Raw genomic sequence first — 24573 nt, forward strand, 5'->3', positions numbered from 1 at the left:
CCATTGTGGTGCTGCGCAGGCAGAATTATACCGGCGCAGACATATTTTGCTGCCAGAAGTGCCGAAGCGTCCACTGGAACTGCTTCCGCGATGGATGACGATTGGTTAGAAGAACTAAATATGGCGCGGCACCGAACAATCTGAATACCGAGGGCTTAATCGGTTCAGATCTTCTGAAGATGCGTTCTGATCGAAGATTATGCTGAGGGATTGACGTTCTGGGCTTAATCCAGCTACGCTGCACTTCGTTAAACCAACTAACTAAAGTGAGGACCGATGCCCACCACCCCCGGCGGCGACCAGCCGTACCTGAAACACCTCAACCGCGCCCGCGTGCTGCACCTGCTGCGCACCCACCCCGGCCTCAGCCGCGCCGAACTCGCCGCGCGCAGCGGCCTGACCAAGGTCACCGTCGGCAGCCTCGTCACCGGCCTGCTGGACGGCGGCTGGCTGCACGAGGGCCACCCCCGCCCCGGCGCCGCCGGACGACCGGGCCGCGAACTGCACCTCGGCGAGGCCCGGCACGTCCTGCTCGGCGTGGAGATCGGCGTGCTCGGCGCCCGCGCCGTCGCCACCACCCTGCGCGGCACCGTCCTGGCCCGCGCGCAGACCCGCACCCCCACCACCACCCCGCACGCCGCCGCGCAGACCGTCACGCAACTGTGCGGGCAACTCCTGCAGGACCCCGCCACGCAGGGCCGCGAGCTGCTGGGCCTGGGCGTGGCCCTGCCCGGCCCGGTCAGCCCCGACGGTACCCGCGTCCTGTACGCCCCGAACCTCGGCTGGGACGACGTGCCCTTCCTGGACCTGCTGCGCGCCGCCCCCGGCCTCCCGCCCCACCTGCCCCCGGAGGCCGTCACGCTGGACAACGAGGCGAACGCCGCCGCGTTCGGCGAGAGCTTCCTGCGTCCCGGCGACCCGCCGCAACTGCTGGCGTACGTGAGCCTGGGCAGCGGCGTCGGCGCGGGCTTCACGGCCCTGAGCGGCACCCCGCACGTCTTGCGCGGCGCACGCGGACTGGCCGGGGAGATCGGGCACGCGATCATCCAGCCCGGCGGCCTGTACTGCCACTGCGGGAACCGCGGCTGCGTCGAGACCCTCCTGAGCGGCTGGGCGATCCGCGCCGCGCTGAACCTGAACGTCCAGGACCCCCTGGACGAGGCCCTCGCCCCGCGCCTGCGCGAGGCCGCCGTGCAGGTCACCCTCGGCCGCGCCGGGGAGGCGCTGGGGCAGCTGCTCGTGAACCTGCACCAGACCCTCGGCCCGGACGAGATCGTCATCGGCGGCGCCCTGACCCGCCTGGACGGCGCCGTGCTCGGCCCCGCGCTGGACGTGTACCACGCCCGGCAGTGGCGCCCGGCCGCGCCACCCGCCCGCATCACGGTGCGCCAGGACAGCCGGCACCTGCCCGCACTGGGCGCCGCCGCGCAGGTCCTCGCGCACGTCATCGACACCCCACAGGAGCCCGCATGATCCCCACACTCACGCCCGTCACGCTGGGCCTCGACGTCGGCACCAGCGGCGTCAAAGCCGTCGCCGTCACCGTCAGCGGCGACACCCTGGCCGAGAGCACCCACCCCTACCCCCTCCTGACCCCCCGCCCCGGCTGGACCGAGCAGCGCCCCGTCGACTGGCTGGCGGGCGTGCGCGCCGCGCTGCGCGACCTGAGCGCCGCACTGGACGGGCAGGCGCAGCCCGTCGCGCTGGGCCTCAGCGGACAGATGCACGGCCTCGTCCCGCTGGACGCCCACGGCGAGGTGCTGCGGCCCGCGCTGCTGTGGAACGACCAGCGGACCGGCGCGCAGGTCGAGCAGATCGAGGCCCGCGTCCCCCGCGCCGACCTGGTCGCGCGGACCGGGAACCGCGCTGTGACCGGCTTCCAGCTGCCGAAGATCCTCTGGCTGCGGGACGAGGAACCCGAGGTCTTCGCCCGGCTGCGGCACGCGCTGATCCCCAAGGACTACGTCGGCTACGCCCTGACCGGCGTGCTGGCCGCCGAACCCAGCGACGCCAGCGGCGTCGGCGCGCTGAACCTCGCGCGCGGCGCGTGGGACACGGACGTGCTGGGCGCGCTCGACCTGACGCCCGACCTGTTCCCGCCGCTGCTGCGCTCCACCGACGTCGTCGGCACGTTGACCCGCGAGTGGGCCGCCGCGACCGGCCTCCCCGAGGGCCTCCCGGTCGTTGCGGGCGGCGGGGACAACGCCGCCGCCGGGATCGCCCTGGGCCTCTCGGGTGCCCGGCCCGACGTGGGCAGCGTTAGCCTGGGCACCAGCGGCGTGATTTTCAGCCCCCTGCGCCACCCCACCCCCGACCCCGAGGGCCGCGTGCACCTGTTCGCGCACGCCGACGGCGGGTACCACCTGCTCGGCGTGACCCTCTCGGCCGCCGGGTCCCTGGAGTGGCTGCATGCGAAACTCGCGCCCGACACGCCCATCTCCGTGCTGCTGGAGGAGGCCGCGCAGGTCCCCCCAGGCGCGGGCGGCGTGACGTTCCTGCCGTACCTGTCGGGCGAACGCAGTCCCCTGATGAACCCCCACGCCCGCGCGGCCTTCACCGGACTGAGCCTCGCGCACGGCCGCGCCCACCTGACCCGCGCCGTGCTGGAAGGCAGCGTCGCCGCACTGGCCGACGCGTACGCCGTCATGCAGGCCATCGCCCCGCTGAACACCCTGATCTCCACTGGGGGCGGCGCCCGCAGCGACCTGTGGCTGGGCCTCGCCAGCAGCGCCCTGAACCTCCCCGTTCACCCCACTGCTCAGCGCCCCGGCGCGGCCCACGGCGCCGCCATCCTCGCCATGCCCGCCGCCGGACTTCACCCGAGCCTGACGGCAGCCATGGACGCCACCCGCCCCGACCTCCACCCGCCCGTCCCGCCCGTGGACATGGCCGACGCCCTGAACGCCTACGCCGCCACCCGCACCGCCCTGTACGGAGGCTGAGCGTCCAGAAGCCCCTCCCACCCGACCTCTCGATTCCCTTTAAGGAGCCCCGCATGCCCGACTTCACCCCCACGCCCGCAGACAGGTTCACGTTTGGTCTCTGGACTGTCGGCAACACCGGCCGCGACCCGTTCGGCGAGGCGACCCGCCCGGTCCTGAAGGCGCCGTACCTCGTGGAGCAACTGGCTGCGCTGGGCGCGTACGGCGTAAACCTGCATGACAACGATCTCGTGCCGATCGACGCGACCGCCGCGCAGCGCGACGCCCTGGTGCGCGAATTCCAGCAGGCGCTCTCCGATCACGGCCTGGTCGTGCCGATGGCGACCACGAACCTGTTCAGCGATCCGGCCTTCAAGGACGGCGCGTTCACGAGCGCCGACGCCCGCGTGCGCGCCTACGCGCTGAGCAAGACCATGCACGCCATGGACCTCGGCGCGGAACTCGGCGCGGACACGTACGTGCTGTGGGGCGGCCGCGAGGGGACCGAGGTGGACGCCGGGGGCAAGCTGCTCGACGCGCTGGGCTGGTTCCGGGACAGCCTGAACTACCTCGCGGCGTACAGCGAATCGCAGGGGTACGGGTACCGCTTCGCGCTGGAACCCAAACCGAACGAACCGCGCGCCGACATCTTCCTGCCGACCGTCGGCAGCGCCCTGGGGTTCATCGCCACGCTGGACCGCCCGGACCTGTTCGGCCTGAACCCGGAGTTCGCGCACGAGACCATGGCGGGCCTGAGCTTCCCGCACGCCGTCGCGCAGGCCATCGACGCCGGGAAGCTATTCCACATCGATCTGAACGACCAGAAGATGGGCCGCTTCGACCAGGACCTGCGCTTCGGCGCGGAGAACCCCAAGGGCGCGTTCTTCCTCGTCAAGCTGCTGGAGGAGTCTGGGTACACCGGGCCGAAACACTTCGACGCGCACGCCCTGCGCACCGAGGACGAGGCGGGCGTGTGGTCGTTCGCGCGCGGCTGCATGCGCACGTACCTGATCCTGCGGGACAAGGTGCAGCGCTTCGCGCAGGACACCGAGATCCAGTCGGCCATCGCCGCGTACCGCGTGCAGGACGCGGAACTGGAGGTCCTGACCGGCACCTTCACCCCCGCGAACGCCGGGGCGCTGAAAGCCCACCCCTTCGACCGCGCCGCGCTGGGCACGCGCGGGCCCGGCCTGGAGGCGCTGGACCAGTTGACCATGGAACTCCTGCTCGGCGTCCGCTGAGCGGCGCTACCCTCAGCCCATGACCACGCCCGAAATCCACACCCGCACCTGGGGACACCTGCCCGGCGGGCAGCCCATCACGCAGTTCACGCTGACGCTCCCCGGCGGCGTGCAGGCCCGCCTGACTGACCTGGGCGCCACCCTCACCAGCCTGCACGTCCCCGACCGCAACGGCAGACCGGGCGAGGTCGTGCTGGGCTTCGACCACCCCGAACCGTACCTCAGCCGGGAGACCTCCCCGTTCCTGGGCAGCACCGTGGGCCGCTTCGCGAACCGGATCGCGCAGGCCCGCTACACGCTGGACGGGCAGGAGGTTCACCTGACCCCCAATGACGGCCCGCACGCCCTGCACGGCGGCCCGCGCGGCTTCGACCAGCACCTCTGGCACGGGCACGCCGAGGTGGTGGACGGGGGCGCGCAGGTCACCTTCACCCGCGTCAGCCCGCACGGCGAGGAGGGGCACCCCGGCACCCTGCACGTGCAGGTCACGTACCGCCTGACCGCGGAGCCCGACCGCACCCTGAGCATCGACTACCACGCCACGACCGACGCGCCCACCCACGTCAACCTGACCAACCACACCTACTGGAACCTCAGCGCCGACCCGCACGAACTCATCCACGCGCACGTCCTGACCCTGCCCGCCGACACGTTCACGCCCATCCACGCCGGCGGCATCCCCACCGGAGCGGTGCAGGACGTGACCGGCACCCCCTTCGACTTCCGCACGCCCCGTCCCCTGGGCGACGCGCTGGCCGAGCAGCCCGGCGGGATCGACCACAACGTCATGCTGCGCGGCGAACCTGGCACCCTGCAGCCCGCCGCGACCCTGCACCACCCCGCCAGCGGGCGCACCCTGCACATCCACACGACCGAACCCGCCCTGCAGGTGTACACCGGGAACTTCCTGGACGGCCAGCAGACCGGACACGCCGGCCGCGTCCACGCGTATCAGGCGTCCGTGTGCCTGGAAACCCAGCACGCCCCGGACTCCCCGAACCAGCCGCAGTTCCCCTCCACGCGCCTGAACCCGGGGCAGACCTTCACGTCCCGCACCGTCCACGTGTTCCGCAGCGAGTGACGGCCCCAGGCCCGCTGCCCAGACGCAGCGCCGCGGCGGGCCCGTCAGCGGTTCCGGAGCAGTGGGAACGGATTGATCGCCCCGCCTGACGTGTAGATCCCGTAGTGCAGGTGGGGCGGCGTGCCCTTCGCGTTTCCGCTGTCCCCCACGAAGCCCACCACGTCCCCCGCCTCCACCCAGTCCCCGCGTTTCAGGTTCGGGTACCGCTCCAGGTGCGCGTAGTAGTGCCGTTGCCCCGCCGGACCCAGGATCATCACCGTGCGGCCCCCCAGATTGTTCGGCCCGACGTTCACGACCATCCCGCGCGCCGTGGCACGGATCGGCGTGCCGCGCGGCGCGAAGATGTCCACCCCCTCGTGCCGCCGCCCCTGACTGCGCGCCCCACCCCAGGTATCCACGAAGCGCTGCCCCGGCAGGGGATTGGGCAGGCTACCTGCCACCGGAGCGGGTTCGGCCATCAGCGCCGCCATCCGCTGCGCGCCCTGAATCAGCGGCCACAGCAGGTACGCCACGCCCGCCAGCACCAGCACCGTCACGATCACCCCGACCACCCTGCGCATATGCCGGGCAGCATGCCGCCTGCCCCCGCGCCGTGAACCGGGCAAAAGTTGCAGAGCCGCCAACCATGAACGCGACCACAAGGCGCGTGCCCACGCGCGCTAGACTGCCCGGATGCCTGTCCGCCCCCCACCCAGTTCCCCCGCCCACCTGTGGACCCTGCCCGGCGGCCTGACCGTCGTGTTCGAACGCCGCCACACGCCCGGCTTCGCGTTCGACCTGCGCGTCCCGGTCGGCAGCGCCCACGACCCCGCCGGGGCGGAGGGGACGGGCGGCGTGCTGGAGGAATGGCTGTTCAAGGGCGCCGCCGGCATGGACGCCCGCGCCCTGCAGGACGCCTTCGACGACCTCGGCGTGCGCCGGGGCGGCGGCGTGGGGCCCGAGGCCACCCGCATCGGCGTGAGTGGCCTGCGCGCCGACCTGCGCGCCGCGCTGGCCCTCACCGCCGACGTCCTGAACCGCCCCGAACTGCCCGAGGACGAATTCGAGATCCTCACTGACCTCGCCCGGCAGGACCTGGAGGGTCTGGAGGACAGCCCCGCCGACCGGCTCGCCACCCGCGCCCGGCAGGTCGCCTTCCCCCGCCCCCCGGCCTCCCCGTACGCCGGGTACGCGCACCCCGCCAGCGGCACCCCGGACGGCCTGGACGCCCTCACCCCGCAGGGCGTGCGCGAGCACCTCACCCGCTACGGGCAGGCGGGCAGTGTGCTGGGACTCGTCGCCGACCTCGACCCAGGTGACGCTCTCGCCCTCGTCGAGGGGACCCTCGGCGGCCTGCGGCCCGGCCTCGACGAACCCGTCCCCGCGCCCTTCCAGGTCCACGTGCAGGCACACGAACCTCACCCGGACGGCGAGCAGACGCACCTCAGCCTCACCGCGCCCGGCGTCGGCCCCCGCGACCCGCACTGGCTGGCGTGGCAGGTCGCCCTGACCGCCCTGAGCGGCGGCAGCGCCAGCCGACTCTTCCACGCCGTCCGAGAGGAACGCGGCCTCGCCTATTCCGTCAGCGCCAGCCCCATCCTCCTCGGCGGGCACGGCTACCTCAGCGCGTACGCCGCCAGCACCCCCGACCGCGCCCCCGAGACCCTCCAGGTGCTCAGAGAGGAACTCGCCCGCCTCCCGCAGGGCCTGACCCCCGCCGAGTTCGAACGGGCCCGCACCGGCCTCGCCACCAGCGTCATCTTCGGCGCCGAGAGCCTACGCGGCCGCGCCCACGCCCTGACCCGCGACGTCGCCCTGTTCGGCCACCCCCGCTCCGTCCAGACCCTGCGCGAGAGCATCCAGGCCCTCACCCTCGACCACGTCAACGATTTTCTCAGCACCTACGACCCCACCCGGGACGCCACTACCGTCACCCTCGGCCCCAGCGACCCCACCCTCAACCCGGACCCCACCCATGCCTGACCTGCACCAGTACACCCTCCCCAACGGCCTCACCCTCCTCCTCGAACCCGACCCGGACGCGCAGACCATCGCCGCCGGGTACTTCGTGAACACCGGCAGCCGCGAAGAGAGCCCACAGGACATGGGGGCCAGCCACTTCATCGAGCACCTCCTGTTCAAAGGCAGCGACGCACTCAGCGCCCGCGAACTCAACGAACGCCTCGACGACCTCGGCGGGCACGCCAACGCCTTCACCAGCGAAGAAGCCACCGTCTACCACGCCGCCACCCTCCCCGAACACACCCCCGAACTCCTGCACACCCTCACCGAACTGATGCGCCCCGCCCTGCGCGAGGATGACATCCACACCGAACGCGGCGTCATCCTCGAAGAAATCGCCATGTACGCCGACCAGCCCAGCGTCCGCGTCACCGACCAGCTCCGCGCCGACTACTGGGGCGACCACCCCCTCGGCCAGCCCATCCTCGGCACCACCCACACCGTCACCACCCTCAGCCCCGACACCCTCCGTGCCCACCATCAGGCCCGCTACGGCGCCCGCCGCGTCACCCTCGCCGTCACCGGCCAGTTCGACCCCCACCAGCTCCCTCAGTGGGCCGAACAGCACCTCAAGGACTGGCCCACCGGCACCCCCACCCCCCACCCCGACCCCCGCCCCCCCGCCTGGCCCGACCAGACCCGCACCCTCACCGACCCCGACCTCACCCGCGTCCACCTCGCCGCCACCAGCCCCGGCCTGAGCGCCCACCACCCCCTGCGCGAAGCCGCGCACATCCTCGCCGACCTCATCGGCGGCGAAAACGGCGCCCTCTACTGGACCCTCATCGACACCGGCACCTGCGACAGCGCCGACCTCGCCCACCTCGAATACCAGCACCACGGTACCTTCGAAGGCGGCTTCACCAGCGACCCCGACCGCGCCCCCCAGGCCCTCGCCACCTACCGCAAAGTCCTCGCGGACGCCCACACCCTCATCACCCCCCACGCCGTGCGCCGCGCCGCCCGCAAACTCGCCGTCAGCACGCTCCTGCGCGCCGAAACACCCCAGGGCCGCCTCTTCACCCTCGGCATGGAATACCTCGCCACCGGCCGCACCCTCAGCACCGACGACCTCGTCAAACGCTACGAAACCGTCACCGTCGAGCAGGTGCAGGAAGTGCTGCGGCTCTGCCCCATGGACCGGCTGACGGTTGTGGCGCTCGGGCCTATCGCGGAACTCTGACGTTCATCTGGGGTCGGGTCTTCCCGCTGCAATGGGTGCGCTTGGCGGCGGGCCTCCCCACCCCCCAGCCCCCTCCCCCAGAGGGGCAGGGGGGCTTACGTTGGCACTGGGCAAGAGTTTTGACCCCTGCGGCGGTCTTGCGTCGGGCGGTGACGGGTCTGGCTTCGACGCCATCCTGCGCCCCCTCGTAGGCCCGCGCGCTGCGCGCACGACGGCCGGTGGGGGTCTGCGGTCCAGTGACGGGTGGAACGCTTCGCGCCGCTGATCGACTTTGAAAAGACCGCTTTGGCAGAAGCCAAAAAAGTAGAACCTTCCGGCACGCACCAAGTTGGCTGGCCCCACAACCGTCGTGGCAGCCGAGCCCGTCGTGCGCGCAGCGCGCGGGGCGGACGCAGCGAATTCGGAGGCATGAAGACCCATCAGTGGCCGAACCCGCCCCATACCCACTGACCACCTGTGAGAAATACCTGCCGAGCGCAGCGACTGCTCCCCCTGCCCCTCTGGGGGAGGGGGCTGGGGGGTGGGGCAGCCGGCCGCCAGGCGCAACCCTTCCACGTTATTTCGGGCTTTTAGCCCACCTGACGATCACCCACGAGTCATCGCCGCGTACAGCGCGAGCACCTCGCGCGCTTCGTCCACGTGCATCTGTTCCACGAGTGCGCCCTGGTGTGTGGCGATGCTTTTCCCTTCGTTTCGCGCGGCGTCCCACGCGTTGATGAGGGCCTGTGCCTCTGCCGCTTCGGTTGCGGTGACGCCGTAGGCGTGGTTGGCAGCTTCAATCTGGTTGGGGTGGATGAGGGTTTTGCCGCTGAAGCCGAGGGCGCGGCCCTGCTGGCATTCGCGGGTGAATCCGCCCATGTTGCGGATGTCGTTGTAGACGGCGTCGAGGGGTGTTTTGCCATGGGCGCGGGCGGCGAGGACGACGCTGCTCAGGGCGTGGAGGAGGGGGGTGCGGTCGGGGTGGGGCTGGGTGCGCAGGGCGCGGGCGAGGTCGTTGGCGCCGACGATGAGGGTGGTGACGCCGGGCACGGCGGCGATCTGGGGGGCGTTGAGGACGCCTTGTGGGGTTTCGATCATGGCCCAGAGGGGAAGGCCGAGGCTGAGGGCGTGGGCGTCGTGGGCGTGTTCGACTTTGGGGAGGACGATGCCGCTGGCGCCTGCGGTGAGGGCGAGTTCGCGGTCGTCGTGTTCCCAGGGGGTGTTCAGGGCGTTGACGCGGATGAGCACGGGGATGGTCCAGGGGGTCTGGAGGGCCTGGCGGATGTGGTCGCGTGCGTGGGGTTTGTGTTCGGGGGCGACGGCGTCTTCGAGGTCGAGGATGATGGCGTCGGCGCCCAGGGTGCGGGCTTTGTCGATGGCGCGGGGTTTGTCGCCGGGGACGTACAGGACGGAGCGTGTGGGGCGGGTGGAGGGCATGGGTTCAGTATCGGGCTGTGCGGCCGGTGATGGGATGCGGTGACGGGGTGCATAGTGGCGGTATGGCTGTCCTGCGTCCGCGTGTGCATTTCACCGCCCGGCGGTTCTGGCTGAACGACCCGAATGGGCTGGTGTTCGCGGGGGGGCGGTATCACGTGTTCTTCCAGCACAATCCGCGCGCGGGGAATCACGGGTACATGAGCTGGGGGCACGCGTCGAGCGTGGACCTGCTGCGTTGGGAGGAGCATGAGGTGGCGCTGCCGTGGCGGGAGGGGCAGGATGTGTTCTCGGGGAGCGCGGTGGTGGACTGGCGGAACACGTCGGGCCTGGGGGGCGCGGGGGATGGGGGGCCGCCGGTGGTGGCGATGTTCACGGGGAACGGCTTTTACCATCAGGCGCAGTACCTGGCGGTCAGTCGGGACGGTGGGGCGACGTGGGCCTTCGGGCCGCCGGAGCCGGTGCTGGATGAAGGCAAGCAGGATTTCCGTGATCCGAAGGTGTTCTGGTACGCGCCGGGAGAGTACTGGGTGAGCGTGGTGGTGCACCCGGACGAGCGGCAGGTGGGGGTGTACACGTCGCCGGACCTGCGGGTGTGGTCGCAGGTCAGTGTGTTCGGCCCGGCGGGTGGCGTGGCGGGCATCTGGGAGGTGCCGGACCTGTTTCCGCTGGAGGTGGCGGGGCAGGAGCGGTGGGTGTTGAAGGTGGATGTATTCGAGGGCGGACCGCAGGGCGGGACGGGCGCGCAGTACTGGGTGGGCGACTTTGACGGGCGGGTGTTCACGCCGTCGCAGGGGGCGCGCTGGGCGGATGTGGGCAAGGATTTCTACGCGGCGATCACGTTCAGTGACCTGCCGCAGCCGGGGCGGCGGGTGTGGCTGGGGTGGCTGAACAACTGGGTGTACGCGAACCACCTGTCAACCCAACCGTGGCAGGGGGTGTTGACGCTGCCGCGTGAGCTGAGTCTGGTTCCGGACGGCCCGGAGTGGGCGCTGGCGCAGGTGCCGGTGCCGGAACTGGAGGCGCTGCGGGAGGAGCCGCTGGCGCTGCCGGATGGTCAGCGGGTCGAGGTGGGGGAGGGGGTGCCGTTGGACCTCACGCTGCCCCTGACGTCCTGGACACTCCAGCTGCTGTCTGCTGGGGGAGAGGAGGCGCGGCTGTGGCTGGACGGCGGGAGCCTGCACCTCACCCGCGCGGCGCCGCAGGCTCTGGAGGACTTCGCCGGGACGTTCAGTGCGCCGCTCCCGGACGCGGTGGGCGAGGTGCGGGTGCTGCTGGACACCTGCACGCTGGAGGTCTTTGCGGCAGGGGGGCGGCTGGCGTTCACGCAACTCCTGCTGCCGCACGAGCCGATCTCGGCGCTGCGGCTGAGCGGGGTGGTTGGGCGCGGCTGGACGCTGCGGCCCACCCAGGCGCCGTAGGGCCTCTCTGCCTCAGGTCAGGCCCCAGATGCGCGGCGGGGCGAGTTCCAGCACGTTCCCGGCCGGGTCGTGGAAGTACAAGCTCTCGCCCCGGTCGCCCCAGGCGTACCGCGTGACGTGCAGGCCGGCAGCGCGCAGCCTCGCCTCCCAGGTGTCGGTCTGGGGGGGGTCCAGGGTCAGGCAGGCGTGCCCGCCAGGCGTTCCGGCGTGCGGGGGGACGTCGCCGGGCTGGGCGCTGGCGCGCGGGTCGAAGATCAGCAGCATGCTGCCGTCCAGCCGGTAGAACAGGTGCCGCCCCGGGACCCTGCTGTGCAAGGTCAGGCCGAGCACCTCGCTGTAGAAGTGCTCGGCTGCGTTCAGGTCGTGGGTGTACAGGCAGGTTTCCAGGACGCGCATGGGCGCAGCTTAGGGCAGCAGCAGGCGGGGTTCGGGCGCGGGGCCCTGCGCGCGGCGCTGCACGTCGCGCAGGACGCTGGAGCCGTCGGCGTGGATGCCGTGCTTGCGGAAGCTGGTGGCGAGACTCTGGGCGTCCCGGGCGAGCAGGTCGCGGAAGTGCGGGTTCTGACGGGTTGACAGTTGCGGGAAATCAATGATGGTCACGGTGTCCTCCCACCAGAGCAGGTTGTAGGTGCTGTAGTCGCCGTGCGCGTACCCGAGCCGCAGCAGGTGGCCCATGCCGGTCAGGCTCTGCTCCCAGGCGCTGCGGGCCTGCTCGGGGTTCAGTGCGGCGTCGCTGAGGCGCGGGGCGACGTAGTCCTCGGTGCCGATCAATCGCATCAGGACGGCGGGGTACGTGGCGGTGTAGTCGTAGGGGTGGGGGCCGACGAGGGGTTCGGGGACGGGCAGGCCGGCCTGCCACAGTTCCCACAGGTGCGCGTACTCGGCGGCCACCCAGCCGTGCTGGAGCATCTCCAGGCCCGCGCGGGTGCGGCCCTCGATGGCGCGGCGGTCGCGGTCTTTGATGATGACCTGCCCGGCGCGGTACACGCTGTCGTCCTTGAAGGAGCGGGCCTGCAGGTCGCGGTAGAGCTTCACGAGGACGCTGCCGCGGGGGCCGCGGGCGACGTACGCGGTGGCTTCCTTGCCGCTCTTGAGTTCCGCGATGATCTCGGTGACGTGCCCCAGGTCCTTCAGGCGGCGGATCACGTCGTCCTGTTCGCTGTCCTCATCGGCGGTCATCTGGGCGAGCTGTCGCCTTCCAACAGGCTTTTTCTTGCCGCGCCGGCGGGGCTCGGCAGCGTCGGTCCAGGGGTCATCCAGCCAGTCCTGATCGGTCCAGTCCTGGTCGGATGGGTTGTGGGTGCGGGCGCTCATGGGCGCCTCCGGGGGTCAATCCAGGGTGTTGAGCCCGAAGGCAGAGGCGGCCAGTGGTGTTGCGTCAAAATCACTCCAGGTTGCGGAAACGAGAACTCCGTGCGCGGCGGTCTGGATTTCAGTGATGTTGGTCATAGCTGGCACCTCCTTTCGGTGATGGGTCAAGCGTAGCAGGAGAGCGTGGCGCGTGTCACGAAAGCGGGGAGGCTAGGCCATCACGCCTAGCGCCCGCTGGCTGACCTGGGCGGTCAGGCATGCGGGGCGGCGCACCTGTCTGCTGCGCACCGCCCCTGCTGCTGTTTCGCTGCGTTTACTTCAGCGTTTTGCTGATGTACGCGTTCGAATAGTAGTCGGTCGCTTTCGCGCCGGCCGGGAGTTTGCCCTGCTTCACCAGTGCGGCGACCGCCTTCGTCCACGCGGTGGGATTCATGGCGCCCAGGCCGTTCGCCTGCGTGTACGGGCCGGTCATCAGGGGCACGCTGGCCTTCAGGACGTCCAGGCTGCCGCTCGCGCCGAAGACGGGCTGCGCCAGCTTGAACGCGCGGGCGGGGTCGGCGACCGTGAACTTCAGGCCGCGCTGGCTGGCACGCACGACCTTCTTCGCCAGGTCGCCGGTCAGGCTCTTGCCGGTGCCGATCAGGCCCACACCGACCATCGGGTAAGCCTCCGTGACGTCCAGCGTGTACACCTTCTTGCCGCTGGTGCGGGATAGTTGCAGCACGTCGTTGTTCGCGTAACCCACGGCGGCGTCCACCCGCCCGGCGCGCACGGCGTCCACCTGCGTGAACCCGATGGAGTTCAGGCGCACGTCGCGGCCCTCGTTCAGGTTCGCGCTGTCCAGCAGCGCCTGAATGGCGTGGTAGGAACTGCCGAACGGCCCGGGAATGCCCACGGATTTCCCTTTCAGGCTCTCGGGTCCGTTCAGAGGCGAGAGGCTGAACACGGTCACCGGGTTCTTCTGGTACATCGTCATGACGTACCGCACGTCCGCGCCCTGGTTGCGCGCGAAGATCGCGTCCTCCGGGTCGCCCACCACGAAGTCCAGCTTGCCCTGCAGGAGCAGCGGCAGCAGCTGCGATACGTACCCGTGCTGGTACTTGACCGTCAGGCCCTCCGCCCGGAAGTACCCCAGCTTGTCCGCGACGTAGAAGGGCGTGAACTGCACGTCCGGGTTATACCCCAGGCCGATGTTCACGGTGCGCTGCGCGGACGCGGTGGTGGCCAGCAGGCCCAGCAGGAGGAAAGCGGCACGCTTCATGAGAGGCAGTATAGGCGGGGCAGCTGACCGCGCCGTGACCCGGCTTCCCCTGTCCTGATCCATCGGGGTGCCGGATGTGCCGGATTCGGAAGTCTGATGGGTCTGTGTGGGACACGCGCGCCGCGCGCCGCGTGTCATGCTCCGCGCATGGACCTGAACTCCTGGACGCCGGACGACAACGCCCGCCGCTTCGCCACGCTGATCGCCACGGCGTCCGCCGTGTTCACCTTCCTGGCCCTCTGGATGGGCGCCGCCTGGCACCCGCTGCTGGCACTGCTGCTGGCCGCGGTGGACGCCGTGATCGTGTGGGTGCTGGCCCGGGCCGTGCTGCGCGCCTACTTCCGCCGCTGAGCCGGGCGGCGCAGCATGAACAGCCGCGCAACGCCCGCCTTGCGTGGACGGGTGGTACACTCGGGGGCACGCCCGCACACGCCCCAGAAGGCTGGGCAGTGCCCGGCCGCGTGAACAGCGCCCAGGTGGCGGCGGCAGACAAAGGAGAAAAACCCATGACCGACAACAACGAGCTGCGCCCCGGTGAGCAGACGCCGGAAGAACTGCGTAACCTGATCCCCCAGCTGGAAGGCGAACCCGACGAGGACCCCGTGCTGGACGCCGAGGAAGCCGCCGCTGAAACCAGCGTCAGCGCTGAAGGCGCCGAGGGCGAGGAGGAATTCGAAGAGGAATTCATCGACGCCGACGAACTGATGGCCGTGCTGGCCGAACTGAAGGAACTGCTCGAAGCTCAGGGCAAGGAAATCCGTGGACTGCGCCGCGAGATGCGCGAGATGCGCGAAAGCCAGGGCCAGGGCGGCTTCCGCCCACGCGAGGACCGCGGCGGCTTCCAGGGTGGCGACCGCGGCGGTGACCGTGGTGGCTTCCGCCCCCGTGAAGACCGCGGCGGTGACCGTGGCGGCTTCCGCCCTCGCGAGGACCGCGGCGGGTACCAGGGCGGCGGCGACCGCGGCGGCTTCCGTCCCCGTGAAGACCGTGGCGGCTTCCAGGGTGGCGACCGCGGCGGTGACCGTGGTGGCTTCCGTCCCCGCGAGGACCGTGGCGGCGACCGCGGCGGGTTCCAGGGTGGTGGCGACCGTGGTGGCTTCCGCCCCCGCGAGGACCGCGGCGGCTTCCAGGGCGGCGGCGACCGTGGTGGCTTCCGTCCCCGTGAGGACCGTGGCGGCGACCGCGGCGGGTTCCAGGGCGGCGGCGACCGTCCCGCGTTCCGTCCCCGTGAAGACCGTGGTGGCGACCGTCCCGAGCAGGGCGGCGAGTTCCGCCCCCGCGCCCGCGCGGACCGTGGCTGGAACAACCGCCGCGACGACGAGTAACACCCAGACGTAAAGGGGGGGCCGGACGCACTGTCCGGCCCCCCTTCTGCTGTGCGGGTGCGTCAGGCGGTCGCTGCGTTCGCCGTCTGCACGCTGGGCGTGAGGTACCGGTCGAGCCAGTTCAGGTACTCCTCCAGGCGTGTGAGGCGGCGGTCGGGGCGGCCCGAGCGGGACAGTTCGTGGTCCTCGCCGGGGAAGCGCACGAAGCGGGTGGGCACGCCGTGCAGGGTCAGGGCGGCGTACCACTGCTCGGCCTGCTCGATGGGGCAGCGGTGATCCAGCACCGAGTGGACGATCAGGGTGGGCGTGCGGACGTTCTCAACGTACTGGAGGGGGCTCATGTCCCAGAGCTTCAGGGCGTCTGCGCGGCGGTGGAAGTTCAGGCCCAGCTCGTCCTCCCAGAAGCGCAGGCCGATGTCGCTGGTGCCGCCGAAACTCAGCAGGTTGCAGATGCTGCGGTCCGTGATGGCCACCTGGAAGCGGGTGGTGTGCGCGGTCAGCCAGTTGGTCATGAAGCCGCCGTAGCTGCCCCCCATCACCGCGGTGCGCGCGCGGTCCAGGCGGGGCTGGGCGTCCAGGCAGGCGTCGAAGAACGCCAGCAGGTCGTCGGTGTCCACGCTGCCCCAGCGGCCGTGAATGGCGTCGACCCACGCCTGCCCGTAGCCGATGCTGCCGCGCGGGTTGCTGTAGCACACGGCCTGGCCGCGCGCGGCGTACAGCTGGAATTCGTGCGTGAAGGCGTGCCCGTAGTCGGTGTGCGGCCCGCCGTGGATGCTGAGGATCGCGGGGACCGGTTCCGTGCCGCCGGGCAGCAGCACCCAGCCTTCACCCTCGCCCAGGTCGGTGGGGAAGGGCACGCGGATGGGCGTGCGGGCCGCGAAGGGCAGGTTCGCGTTCAGGTCCGTGACCTGCGTGCCGTTCAGGATCACCTCGGGGAAGCGGTCGGCCCGCTCGCGGATCAGGGCGAGGCCGCCGCCGCGCGCCGTGAAGGCCGGGATGACGCCCTGCGGGTCGTGGTCGAAGGGCGCCACGTGGCCGCTCTGGCCGTCCTCAGCGAGGGTGGCGGTGAACAGGCCGCAGCTGCCGCGCACGGTGCTGGAGAACAGCAGCGTGCGTTCGTCCAGCCACGTGGGCTTCTCGGGCAGGGCGCCCACGTGGCAGTCGCCGCCCACGGCGTTCCCGACCGGGTGGTCGTGCCCGGCGTCCAGGCGCACGGGGGCCGCGCTCCCGTGCAGGGGTAGGAGGTACAGGTGGGTGTGTTCGGTGTTGCCCTGCCCGGCGGGGCGGCCCACCAGCACGAAGCGCTGTCCGTCCGGGTGCGGCACGACGGCGTTCACGGCGGACGCCCACTGCGTGACCTGCCGGGGCGCGCCGCTGAGGGGCAGGTGCCAGACTTCCTGCTGCCAGTGCGCGCCGGCCAGTTCGTCCGTGGAGGCAATGAACAGCGCGCCGCTGCTGTCCGGCAGCCAGGTCACGCCGCCCAGTTCGACGTCGGGCGCGTGCCACTCCTGCACCTCGCCGGTGGGGACGTGCAGGCGGTGCAGGCGCGCGGGCCGTTCGGGCAGCCAGTCGCGGCCGTTGAAGCGGTAGCGGGGGCGGGTGATCACGCGGGCCTCGCCGCGCTCATCGCGTTTGTCCTCATCGTCGGCGGTGGTCGTGAACGACACGTACTGCCCGTCTGGGCTCCACTGGAGGTCCGAGACGCCGTTGCGGAAGCGGGTCATGACCTGCGCCTCGCCGCCCGACAGGGGCAGCAGGTGCAGCTGCGCGCCGTCCCCGACCTTGCGCGTGAAGGCCAGGGTCTGCCCGTCCGGGGACCAGCGGGGGCTGCCGTCGCGGCCCTCGCCGCGGGTCAGGACGCGGGTGCCCTGCGCGTCGGCCAGCCAGATCTGCGATTTGTAGCGGGGCTTGGCGAAGTCAGCGTCGGGCTTGCGGGGGTCGTCCTCCTCGGTGCGGGTCAGGACGAACGCGGCGCGCGTGCCGTCAGGGCTGACCTGCGGGTCGGAGGGGAAGACCAGTGAGAGCAGGGTCTCCGGGCCGGGGGTGGGCGGGGTCATGCCCCACAGTCAAGCACACAACTCTGAGCATCAGGGGACCCGGCACGAATGGGAACGCTTCCAAAACGTCGTCCAGGACGAACCGCAGCCCCTGCAGCAGTTCATGATCACTGCCTAAAGGGAAAGTGGAACGCGTCTTGCTATTTCCAAACGGACTTCGCTTACGCTGATCTTACCGGCCTATCCGGCTCTGCCCCTGACGCCAGCGAACGCTCCGCTGACGTTGCCGACCTACCCTGAAGCGGTTCTCCCCTCACCTGCTGGCGCCGTTCAACCGGCCGCTTTCCTTCTTCATTCCTTCCCCCGGAGGTCTGTCATGCACGAACTGTCCTGTTCCTGGGTCCCCGGTACCTTTGACGTTGTCCGCCTGCGGGTCGCTGGCCGCACCATCGAAATGACCAGCGCGCACCTCGCCCGCCTGTTCGGCAAGCAGGCCCTGCACGACTTGTACCTGAAAGGCAGCGCCAAACTGAAAATCGACGCCCAGCAGGTCGCGCTGCTCAGCTGACCCGCCCTCACCGCAGCGTTAGGCTCCCTTCACCGGAACCTGACGCTGTTCTGTGCGCCCCGTCCTCCGTGGACGGTAGCATCCGGGCATGACCAACCGCACCCCTGGAGGGGACCTTGCGGCCCTCATGGCCGACCTGAAAGTCCTGACCGAGCTTGAATCGCCCTCCACCGACCCGGTCGCCATCCAGCGGGTCATGGACGTCATCGAGGGCTGGGCACGCGACCTGGGCGCCAGAACGCATGCCCTGGGCGGCGGTACCCGCGTCTTCCACTTCGGCGTGCAGCCCGACCAAGCCGAGCGGCCCATCCTGGTGCTCACGCATGCCGACACCGTCTGGCCGCACGGCACGCTGGAGCGCATGCCCTGGCGCGAGGACGGCGACCGGCTGTACGGGCCCGGCACGTACGACATGAAAGCCGGGATCGTCGCGCTGTTCCACGCCCTGCGCGCCCTGCAGGGCGAGTGGCCCCGCGGCGGCGTGACCGTCCTGCTGTCCCCCGACGAGGAGATCGGCAGCCCCAGCAGCCGCGATCACATCGAGCAGGCCGCCCGCGCCGCCCGCGTGGCCCTGGTCGTCGAGCCGCCCGTCGCGGACACCCACGCCCTGAAAACCGGCCGCAAGGGCACCGGCACATACACCCTGACCTTCACGGGCGTGGCCAGCCACGCCGGGAACAAACCCGAGGAGGGCGCCAGCGCCATTACGGCCGCCGCGCACGCCACCCTGGACCTCCAGGCCCTCGCGCGGCCCGAGGCCGGCACCACCGTCAGCGTCGGCCTGATCCAGGGGGGCAGCGCCGTGAACGTCATCCCGGAACGCGCCACCCTCGACATTGACCTGCGCGTCAGCAGCCTCGCGGAAGCCGAGCGGCTGGACGCTGCCGTGCGCGCCTGGACGCCCCAGGACCCCCGCGTGACCGTGCAGGTCACGGGCGGCCTGAACCGCCCTCCCTTCGAGCAGGGCGGCGGCACCCTGGCCCTGTACGAGCAGGCCCGCGCCATCGCGCAGGACCTGGGATTCGACCTGACGCACGCCGTGGTCGGCGGGGGCAGCGACGGCAACTTCACCGCGCCCATCATTCCCACCCTGGACGGCCTGGGCGCCCCCGGGGACGGCGCGCACGCCCAGCACGAACACGTGCGCCTGGACCGCTGGCCCGACCACGTGCGCCTCCTGACCGAACTGCTGCGCCGCGTCTGACCGGCCCGCACAGACCCGGCGGGCGCCCTGGTCCATCAGAGGCGCCCGCCGCTGCCTGGAGGTGAGGCCGGATCAGCAGGCGGCGGCACCCACCGCCACGGCACTGGGCGCGGGGGCGCGCAGCAGCGTCATGAACTCCTCGGCGTCCAGCGGGCGGGACAGACCGTGCCCCTGACCCAGCGGGCAGTTCAGTTCGCGCAGCACGGCCAGGTGCGCCGCGGACTCGACCCCCTCGGCCGTCAGGTCCAGCGGCAGGTGCTGCGTCAGGCCCAGCACGGCGCTCAGCAGCGCCCGCGCGAACGATTCGCCGTCCCCGCCGGTCAGGTCCACGGTGCAGGACCGGTCCAGTTTCACGCCCGTGATCGGCAGGGAACGCAGCCGCGCCAGGTTCGAGTACCCGGAGCCGAAATCATCAATGCTGAGGCCCACCCCCACATCCCGCAGGTCCTGCAGCGTCCGCGCCGCCCGGTCATCCTCGTACAGCGACGCCGTTTCAGTCAGTTCCAGCTCCAGGCGGCAGGGGTCCAGGCCACTGTCCCGCAGCGCCTGCTGCACCACCTGCGGGAACTCCGCCTGCAAGAGCTGCACGGCGCTGACGTTCACGCTGACCGTCACGTCCGCCCAGGGCAGGGCGGCGCGGCACGCCTCGCGCAGCACCCACGCGCCGATCGGGGCGATCAGACCCACTCGCTCGGCCACCGGAATGAACTCGCCCGGGGAGACAGGGCCCAGCTGCGGGTGCGTCCAGCGGAGCAGCGCCTCGGCCTTCACGGGCCTGAGGTCATGCAGGCGGAACACCGGCTGGAAGTGCAGGCTGAGTTCCTCGCGGGTCAGGGCGAGACTCAGGTCCCGCGCCAGCAGCTGGAAGCGCTCGGTGGCGGCGTCATGCGGCTGGTAGCGGCGCACCTGCCGCCGCCCGGCGCGCTTGACGGCAGCCATGGCGCTGTCCGCGTGCCGCAGCAGTTCTTCCGGGTCGGTCGCGTCCTCCGGGTACACGCTCACGCCGATGCTGAGCGTGACGTCCATACCGACCAGCAGGCTGGGCCGGGTGGGCGCCAGCTGCAACAGGCGGCGCGCCTCCCACTGCGCGCTGCGGTCATCCGCGTCCGGGAGGAGCACCACGAACTCGTCGCCGCTCAGGCGGTACACGCCGCTGCCCTGCGGCGCGAGCCGCTGCAGTTCCTGCGCCACGCCGCGCAGCAGCTCGTCGCCCGCGGCGTGCCCCAGCGTGTCGTTCACGACCTTGAACGCGTCGACGTCCACGACCAGCACCGCGAACGTGCCGCCGCGGCCGGTGAGGTTGCGCAGCTGCTCGGTCAGTCGAACCCGGCCCGGCAGGCCCGTGAGCAGGTCCGTGAACACCAGTTCGCCCAGCACCCGCCGCTCGCCCTGCGCGCGGCCCAGCAGGTCGTTGCGCCGCATGAAGTGCGACGCCCCGTACAGGCTGACCAGGGTCGCCATGTTGATCTGCACGGCGGCGCGCAGCGCGTCGAGATTCACGGCGTGCCCCTGGAGTAGCGGCCACAGGATCAGCAGGGCGCTCAGGGCCGCCACGGCACTCACGCTCCAGTTCAGGGTGCGCCGGACCGGGCGGGACAGGTCCGTCATCATGGTCCAGGTGATGATGGCCGGCAGCCACACCAGCGTCTCCAGCAGTTCCGACAGGAGGGTCTGCGGGTCGCGGAGCAGCAGCGTCAGCAGCAGCAACTTGACGCTCATGAACAGCGTGCTGCCCGCCGTGAGCAGCAGCGTCACCCGCTGAAGGTCCCCCCAGCGGCGCAGCACCGCCACCCAGCTGAGGCCCAGCAGGCTGCTCATGGCCAGGTACAGCCAGGGGTCAACGTGCCGGTCCCACGCGTCCGGCCGCGCCAGCAGCAGGGCCAGCAGCACCGACACCTGAACGGCTGGCAGGCCCCACAGCAGCATGCGCCGCCAGGCGGTCAGCAGGTCTTGGTGTGCAGTGCCTTCGCCCATGATCTGTCCACTGTAATGAGGAATTTCACACAGATTTCATACGGCCCACTCAGGGGTCCGGGCGGCGGGGCCCGTATGCTGACAGGCGGAGGTTCCCGGCCTGTGTTCAACCTGTTCCGCAAGAAAGCGTCCGCCAACCCCTACGTGCAGCAGGACGACGTGCAGACGTACCGTGTCCGCGTCCGCACCCGCCCCCACGCCGAGGTGGTCGAGTTCCGCTTCACGAAGGGCGCGCACATCGGCATTGACGACGACGGCACGTACCTGTTCCGCAAACCCGTCGTGAGCCCGCAGCACTTCGACCGGGGTGAACTGCTCGTGCGGTTCGACCGCGGCTACCGCGTGACCGCCACCGAAGGGGAGAACGTGGACTTCATCCCCGTCAGCGACTGGGACTGACCCCGGGGCACGCGCGGCGCCCGTCACTTCACCTCGTAGAACGTCTCCTCGGTCACGCGCTGCGGGAACTTCCGGATGAAATCCACCGTGCTCAGCGCCTGCGTGCGGTGACACGCGATCGCCTGAAGTTTACGCACGATGAATCGCGTCACGTCGTGGCGCACGTTCGGCGGCAGCCACTCGGCCCGCAGCGCCTCGTTCTCCGGTGCGGTATCCGACGCGTAGTACCACAGGCGGGGCCGCTCACCCTCCGGCAGGGCGTCCCAGGCGGCCTTCACGGCGCGGTGCGTGGTCACGTGATCCGGGTGGCCGTTGCTGCCGTTCGGCGGGAAGGTCAGCACCACCTCGGGCCGCAGGCGCACCATCGCCTCGCGCGCCACCTCGGTCAGCGCCGCGAGTGGCTGATCTTTCAGGTACTTGTCCGGGAAGTGGTGATGCTCGAAGACACTCCCGCCCGCCTGCGCTTCGGGCGTGGTCAGCCCGATGACCTCCAGACACGCCGCGAGTTCCACCTCGCGCATCCGTGCCAGTTCCTCCGGCGTGTCGCACAGGCCCAGCGTGCGCCCCGCCTCGCCGCGCGTCAGGGTCACCAGCCCGCACGCGGCTCCGGCCTCCAGGTGGCCCATCAGCGTGCCGGACGCGCCGTACACCTCGTCGTCCGGGTGCGGCACGATCAGCAGCAGTTTCAGTCCGTCACTCATCCGCCCAGCATAGGCCCGCGCGTGCGTCACCGCGCGGGGCACGCCCCCGGTACGCTGCCCGTATGCGCCGCCCCCTGACTCTGCTGCCCTGTGCGCTGCTGGCCCTGTCTGGCACCGCTCCCGCAACCAGCTGGACGTACGCGCGGCTGTACGTCCTGACCGAGTACCCCACCAGTCCGCGTGAGCGGCCGGCCGAGCCCACCCGGGCACTCCTGCGCTGGATGACGCCCACGCAGACCCGCACGTTCGAGGACCCCCACCCCACGACGCCGGACCTGAAGGGCCTGAACGCCTTCGTGTCCGGCGTGGTGGGCGCGCCGGTGCAGGTGACCTGGGACCTGCTGCTGACCTTCGACGCGCTGGGCCGCGCCGGGTGGGAACTCGTGACCTGCGTGCCCTTCGAGAACGTCACGGGCGGCGCGTACCACGTGAGCAGCGAGTGCTTCTTCAAACGGCCCCGCGAGGACCACCCGGCCGGAACGGCGTAGGCGTGCTGGCGGATGCGACCCGGATCGGGCGGCCCGCATGATGGGCGCATGACTGCCCCACAGCCCTTCACGCTGCGCGAGCCGCGCAAACCCGACGACTTCGCCGAGATTGCGGCCCTGCTGAGCGCCGCCGATCCCGAGTGGCCGGTCACGCCGGACCTCCTGAGCGTCTGGGACGCCGCGCACGACCCGGCGCTGTACCGCCTTGAACTGGTGGCCGAGCAGGCAGGCCGCGTCGTGGGGGTGGGGCAGGTCGGGCATGATGATTTCGCCTTCGAGGAGTGGCGTTACTTCGGCGGCATCACCGTCCACCCGGACGCCCGCGGGCAGGGGATCGGGACAGCGCTGTACGGCGCGTTGATGGAATCCCTGCGGGCCCGGGGCGCGCAGGACATCCGCACCATGCTCAGCGATCAGGCGCACGACGCGCCGGGCCGGGCGTTCCTGGCCGCGCGGGGATTTACGCGCACCTGGGACCGCTTCGAGTCGCGCCTGCACACGGACGAGGCCGAGCTGGGCCGCTTCGACGACCTCATGGCGGCCGTGGCCGCGGACGGCGTGCACCTGCGGTCCACCGCGGACCTGGCCGGTGATCCGCAGCGGAACCGGCGGCTGTGGGAACTGGACTGGCGCCTCTTCCAGGACGTGCCGATGGGCCAGGCCCTCACCCGGCGGCCCTTCGAGGCATGGGTGAAGCAGGAACTGGACGACCCGACCTTCAGTCACGAGCTGTCCTTCGTGGCTGTGCGGCCTGGCGTGCAGGACCCGGAGACCGGCCCGTACGTGGGGTACAGCACCCTGATGCGCAACCCGGCGGGCTTCTACGTGATCGGCATGACCGGCGTGCGCCGAGAGGACCGCGGGCGCGGCGTGGCCAAGGCCCTGAAAGTCGCTGCGATGCGCGCCCTGGCCGCCGCGGGGGGCGGCGAGATCCGCACCTTCAACGACCCGCCCAACAAGGCCATGCTGGGCATGAACCGCGCACTGGGCTTCCGGCGCGGCCCCACCCGCAGCCGCTACGAACTGCACCTGGACCCCGTGACGGGCGAGCGCCGCCCCATCGACGTGCCGCCGGTGACCGCGTGACCGGGGCGGCCCCCACCCCCGCGCGGCCCGTCACGCTGCGCCCCGCCACGGACGCCGACCTGGGCGCTCTGGCCGCGCTGCTGAGCGCCGTGAACCCCCGCCACCCCTGGACGGCCGAGACGCTGCGGCGGGAACTGGACGCCCTGCGCGGCCACCCGCTTGGCCTGCACACCGCGCAGTGGCTGGCCGAGGATGACGCCGGGACCCTGCTGGGCGCCACGTCGGTGTGGCAGTTCGGCGGGATGTACCACCCGGACCGCTACCACGCCGAGGTGTCCGTCCACCCGGACGCCCGCGGGCAGGGCGTCGGCACCCGGCTGGCCGCGTTCATGGACGCGCACCTGCGCGGGCGGGGCGCGCGTGAGGTCCTGGCCGGCGCGTACGAGGACGAACCGCACAGCCTCCGCTTTCTGGAACAGCGCGAGTTCCGCGAGGTCATGCGCTTTTTCGACAACGTGCTCACGGTGGCCGACTTCAACCCGGACGCCTGGGCGCACCTCACGCTGCCCGGCGGCCTGCGCGCCGTGAGCGCCGCGGACCTGACGGCCGAACTCGGCGCGGACGCCGCCCGCCGCGCGTACTACGCCGGCTGGCTGGCCGCGCGCGAGGACGTGCCCCGCACCGGCGCGGCCACGCCCGTGTCCTACGAGGAGTTCCTGAAACGCCTCGACCGACCCGAGGTGCTGCCCCACGCGACCCTGCTGGCCCTCACCCCGGCGGGCGAGGTGGTGGCCGTGTCGGAACTGTACCGCGACCAGCACGACCCGCAGCGGCTGAACACCGGCCTGACCGGCACGCACCGCGGGTGGCGCCGCCAGGGGCTGGCGCTGGCCCTGAAGGTTGCCGCGCTGCGCGCCGCGCGGGACCTGGGCGCCCGGGAAGTCTGGACGGGGAACGCCACCACCAACCAGCCCATGCTGGCCCTGAACGAGCGCTTGGGCTTCCGGCCGCGCGTCGCGTGGATCGAGATGAAACGCGGCGACCTGGACGGGTGACGG

The 24573-nt window shown here is 71.3% G+C and carries 23 protein-coding genes; 15 read left to right on the top strand and 8 right to left on the bottom strand.

Annotated elements, in window-relative coordinates; genetic code table 11:
* The first annotated feature begins 276 nt into the window (after positions 1 to 276).
* From IEY63_RS11080 to IEY63_RS11095, 4 genes are read left to right on the top strand one after another with little or no spacing between them, the layout of a single operon-like run.
* Positions 277 to 1473, top strand: a complete 1197-nt coding sequence (locus IEY63_RS11080; RefSeq protein ID WP_189069079.1) for an ROK family transcriptional regulator — start codon at positions 277 to 279, stop codon at positions 1471 to 1473.
* Positions 1470 to 2942 (top strand): xylulokinase, encoded by a 1473-nt coding sequence (xylB, locus tag IEY63_RS11085; protein ID WP_189069080.1) that lies wholly within the window; start codon positions 1470 to 1472, stop codon positions 2940 to 2942. Before IEY63_RS11080 ends, xylB begins: the two co-directional genes overlap by 4 nt.
* A gap of 53 nt (positions 2943 to 2995) precedes the next feature.
* Entirely contained in the window at positions 2996 to 4162 is a 1167-nt protein-coding gene (xylA, locus tag IEY63_RS11090; RefSeq protein ID WP_189069081.1) for a xylose isomerase, read from the top strand.
* Between the two features lie 19 nt (positions 4163 to 4181).
* Complete coding sequence (locus IEY63_RS11095; RefSeq protein ID WP_189069082.1) at positions 4182 to 5243, top strand: aldose epimerase family protein; 1062 nt, start codon at positions 4182 to 4184, stop codon at positions 5241 to 5243.
* Between the two features lie 44 nt (positions 5244 to 5287).
* Here the strand turns inward: IEY63_RS11095 and IEY63_RS11100 are convergent, their stop codons facing one another.
* Complete coding sequence (locus IEY63_RS11100; RefSeq protein ID WP_189069083.1) at positions 5288 to 5803, bottom strand: M23 family metallopeptidase; 516 nt, start codon at positions 5801 to 5803, stop codon at positions 5288 to 5290.
* A 112-nt stretch (positions 5804 to 5915) separates the two neighbouring features.
* On the opposite strand from IEY63_RS11100, the gene IEY63_RS11105 reads away from it, so the two are divergent.
* Complete coding sequence (locus IEY63_RS11105) at positions 5916 to 7205, top strand: M16 family metallopeptidase (RefSeq protein WP_189069084.1); 1290 nt, start codon at positions 5916 to 5918, stop codon at positions 7203 to 7205.
* Positions 7198 to 8427: a M16 family metallopeptidase gene (locus tag IEY63_RS11110; protein WP_189069085.1), complete on the top strand. Its 1230-nt coding sequence runs from the start codon at positions 7198 to 7200 to the stop codon at positions 8425 to 8427. Before IEY63_RS11105 ends, IEY63_RS11110 begins: the two co-directional genes overlap by 8 nt.
* A gap of 585 nt (positions 8428 to 9012) precedes the next feature.
* Here the strand turns inward: IEY63_RS11110 and IEY63_RS11115 are convergent.
* Positions 9013 to 9843 carry an HpcH/HpaI aldolase/citrate lyase family protein gene (locus IEY63_RS11115; RefSeq protein WP_189069086.1) on the bottom strand — a complete coding sequence of 277 codons (831 nt, stop codon included), beginning with the start codon at positions 9841 to 9843 and terminating at the stop codon, positions 9013 to 9015.
* A gap of 62 nt (positions 9844 to 9905) precedes the next feature.
* Between IEY63_RS11115 and IEY63_RS22460 the strand changes: the two genes are divergently transcribed.
* Positions 9906 to 11261, top strand: a complete 1356-nt coding sequence (locus IEY63_RS22460) for a glycoside hydrolase family 32 protein (RefSeq protein WP_189069087.1) — start codon at positions 9906 to 9908, stop codon at positions 11259 to 11261.
* Between the two features lie 12 nt (positions 11262 to 11273).
* Here the strand turns inward: IEY63_RS22460 and IEY63_RS11125 are convergent, their stop codons facing one another.
* The 3 genes from IEY63_RS11125 to IEY63_RS11135 form a co-directional block, all read right to left on the bottom strand.
* A complete protein-coding gene (locus IEY63_RS11125) occupies positions 11274 to 11657 on the bottom strand; it encodes a VOC family protein (protein ID WP_189069088.1) in 384 nt (127 codons plus the stop codon).
* A 9-nt stretch (positions 11658 to 11666) separates the two neighbouring features.
* A complete protein-coding gene (locus tag IEY63_RS11130; RefSeq protein ID WP_308425224.1) occupies positions 11667 to 12575 on the bottom strand; it encodes an RIO1 family regulatory kinase/ATPase domain-containing protein in 909 nt (302 codons plus the stop codon).
* Positions 12576 to 12885: 310 nt separating this feature from the next.
* The gene (locus IEY63_RS11135; RefSeq protein WP_189069089.1) at positions 12886 to 13833 is read right to left on the bottom strand and encodes an ABC transporter substrate-binding protein; all 948 of its coding nucleotides are present in this window, start codon (positions 13831 to 13833) and stop codon (positions 12886 to 12888) included.
* A 147-nt stretch (positions 13834 to 13980) separates the two neighbouring features.
* On the opposite strand from IEY63_RS11135, the gene IEY63_RS11140 reads away from it, so the two are divergent.
* Positions 13981 to 14184, top strand: a complete 204-nt coding sequence (locus IEY63_RS11140; protein ID WP_189069090.1) for a hypothetical protein — start codon at positions 13981 to 13983, stop codon at positions 14182 to 14184.
* A 155-nt stretch (positions 14185 to 14339) separates the two neighbouring features.
* On the top strand, positions 14340 to 15158 hold the full coding sequence (locus tag IEY63_RS11145) for a hypothetical protein (protein WP_189069091.1): 819 nt from the start codon (positions 14340 to 14342) through the stop codon (positions 15156 to 15158).
* 62 nt (positions 15159 to 15220) lie between these two features.
* On the opposite strand, the gene IEY63_RS11150 is transcribed toward IEY63_RS11145, so the two are convergent.
* Positions 15221 to 17215, bottom strand: coding sequence for a S9 family peptidase (locus IEY63_RS11150; protein ID WP_189069092.1), 1995 nt, complete (start codon positions 17213 to 17215; stop codon positions 15221 to 15223).
* 316 nt (positions 17216 to 17531) lie between these two features.
* Here IEY63_RS11150 and IEY63_RS11155 point away from each other — a divergent pair, with 316 nt between their 5' ends.
* Entirely contained in the window at positions 17532 to 17723 is a 192-nt protein-coding gene (locus tag IEY63_RS11155; protein ID WP_189069093.1) for a hypothetical protein, read from the top strand.
* An 88-nt stretch (positions 17724 to 17811) separates the two neighbouring features.
* Positions 17812 to 18927: a M20 family metallopeptidase gene (locus IEY63_RS11160; RefSeq protein WP_189069094.1), complete on the top strand. Its 1116-nt coding sequence runs from the start codon at positions 17812 to 17814 to the stop codon at positions 18925 to 18927.
* A 72-nt stretch (positions 18928 to 18999) separates the two neighbouring features.
* Here the strand turns inward: IEY63_RS11160 and IEY63_RS11165 are convergent, their stop codons facing one another.
* Entirely contained in the window at positions 19000 to 20901 is a 1902-nt protein-coding gene (locus IEY63_RS11165; protein ID WP_189069095.1) for a putative bifunctional diguanylate cyclase/phosphodiesterase, read from the bottom strand.
* A 102-nt stretch (positions 20902 to 21003) separates the two neighbouring features.
* Between IEY63_RS11165 and IEY63_RS11170 the strand changes: the two genes are divergently transcribed.
* On the top strand, positions 21004 to 21300 hold the full coding sequence (locus IEY63_RS11170; protein WP_189069096.1) for a hypothetical protein: 297 nt from the start codon (positions 21004 to 21006) through the stop codon (positions 21298 to 21300).
* Positions 21301 to 21323: 23 nt separating this feature from the next.
* On the opposite strand, the gene IEY63_RS11175 is transcribed toward IEY63_RS11170, so the two are convergent.
* Entirely contained in the window at positions 21324 to 22001 is a 678-nt protein-coding gene (locus IEY63_RS11175; protein ID WP_189069097.1) for a PIG-L deacetylase family protein, read from the bottom strand.
* Between the two features lie 62 nt (positions 22002 to 22063).
* On the opposite strand from IEY63_RS11175, the gene IEY63_RS11180 reads away from it, so the two are divergent.
* From IEY63_RS11180 to IEY63_RS11190, 3 genes are read left to right on the top strand one after another with little or no spacing between them, the layout of a single operon-like run.
* Complete coding sequence (locus IEY63_RS11180; RefSeq protein WP_189069098.1) at positions 22064 to 22489, top strand: DUF4177 domain-containing protein; 426 nt, start codon at positions 22064 to 22066, stop codon at positions 22487 to 22489.
* A 48-nt stretch (positions 22490 to 22537) separates the two neighbouring features.
* Complete coding sequence (locus IEY63_RS11185) at positions 22538 to 23575, top strand: GNAT family N-acetyltransferase (RefSeq protein WP_189069099.1); 1038 nt, start codon at positions 22538 to 22540, stop codon at positions 23573 to 23575.
* Positions 23572 to 24570 (top strand): GNAT family N-acetyltransferase, encoded by a 999-nt coding sequence (locus tag IEY63_RS11190; protein WP_189069100.1) that lies wholly within the window; start codon positions 23572 to 23574, stop codon positions 24568 to 24570. Before IEY63_RS11185 ends, IEY63_RS11190 begins: the two co-directional genes overlap by 4 nt.
* Positions 24571 to 24573 lie beyond the last annotated feature (3 nt).

The organism is Deinococcus radiotolerans (assembly GCF_014647435.1).
Classification (GTDB): domain Bacteria; phylum Deinococcota; class Deinococci; order Deinococcales; family Deinococcaceae; genus Deinococcus; species Deinococcus radiotolerans.

Bases quoted from the DNA above. Each gene is read 5' to 3' on its own strand.
- IEY63_RS11080 (WP_189069079.1), top strand. From the start codon at position 277: ATGCCCACCACCCCCGGCGGCGACCAGCCGTACCTGAAACACCTCAAC.
- xylB (WP_189069080.1), top strand. From the start codon at position 1,470: ATGATCCCCACACTCACGCCCGTCACGCTGGGCCTCGACGTCGGCACC.
- xylA (WP_189069081.1), top strand. From the start codon at position 2,996: ATGCCCGACTTCACCCCCACGCCCGCAGACAGGTTCACGTTTGGTCTC.
- IEY63_RS11095 (WP_189069082.1), top strand. From the start codon at position 4,182: ATGACCACGCCCGAAATCCACACCCGCACCTGGGGACACCTGCCCGGC.
- IEY63_RS11100 (WP_189069083.1), bottom strand. From the start codon at position 5,803: ATGCGCAGGGTGGTCGGGGTGATCGTGACGGTGCTGGTGCTGGCGGGC.
- IEY63_RS11105 (WP_189069084.1), top strand. From the start codon at position 5,916: ATGCCTGTCCGCCCCCCACCCAGTTCCCCCGCCCACCTGTGGACCCTG.
- IEY63_RS11110 (WP_189069085.1), top strand. From the start codon at position 7,198: ATGCCTGACCTGCACCAGTACACCCTCCCCAACGGCCTCACCCTCCTC.
- IEY63_RS11115 (WP_189069086.1), bottom strand. From the start codon at position 9,843: ATGCCCTCCACCCGCCCCACACGCTCCGTCCTGTACGTCCCCGGCGAC.
- IEY63_RS22460 (WP_189069087.1), top strand. From the start codon at position 9,906: ATGGCTGTCCTGCGTCCGCGTGTGCATTTCACCGCCCGGCGGTTCTGG.
- IEY63_RS11125 (WP_189069088.1), bottom strand. From the start codon at position 11,657: ATGCGCGTCCTGGAAACCTGCCTGTACACCCACGACCTGAACGCAGCC.
- IEY63_RS11130 (WP_308425224.1), bottom strand. From the start codon at position 12,575: ATGAGCGCCCGCACCCACAACCCATCCGACCAGGACTGGACCGATCAG.
- IEY63_RS11135 (WP_189069089.1), bottom strand. From the start codon at position 13,833: ATGAAGCGTGCCGCTTTCCTCCTGCTGGGCCTGCTGGCCACCACCGCG.
- IEY63_RS11140 (WP_189069090.1), top strand. From the start codon at position 13,981: ATGGACCTGAACTCCTGGACGCCGGACGACAACGCCCGCCGCTTCGCC.
- IEY63_RS11145 (WP_189069091.1), top strand. From the start codon at position 14,340: ATGACCGACAACAACGAGCTGCGCCCCGGTGAGCAGACGCCGGAAGAA.
- IEY63_RS11150 (WP_189069092.1), bottom strand. From the start codon at position 17,215: ATGACCCCGCCCACCCCCGGCCCGGAGACCCTGCTCTCACTGGTCTTC.
- IEY63_RS11155 (WP_189069093.1), top strand. From the start codon at position 17,532: ATGCACGAACTGTCCTGTTCCTGGGTCCCCGGTACCTTTGACGTTGTC.
- IEY63_RS11160 (WP_189069094.1), top strand. From the start codon at position 17,812: ATGACCAACCGCACCCCTGGAGGGGACCTTGCGGCCCTCATGGCCGAC.
- IEY63_RS11165 (WP_189069095.1), bottom strand. From the start codon at position 20,901: ATGGGCGAAGGCACTGCACACCAAGACCTGCTGACCGCCTGGCGGCGC.
- IEY63_RS11175 (WP_189069097.1), bottom strand. From the start codon at position 22,001: ATGAGTGACGGACTGAAACTGCTGCTGATCGTGCCGCACCCGGACGAC.
- IEY63_RS11180 (WP_189069098.1), top strand. From the start codon at position 22,064: ATGCGCCGCCCCCTGACTCTGCTGCCCTGTGCGCTGCTGGCCCTGTCT.
- IEY63_RS11185 (WP_189069099.1), top strand. From the start codon at position 22,538: ATGACTGCCCCACAGCCCTTCACGCTGCGCGAGCCGCGCAAACCCGAC.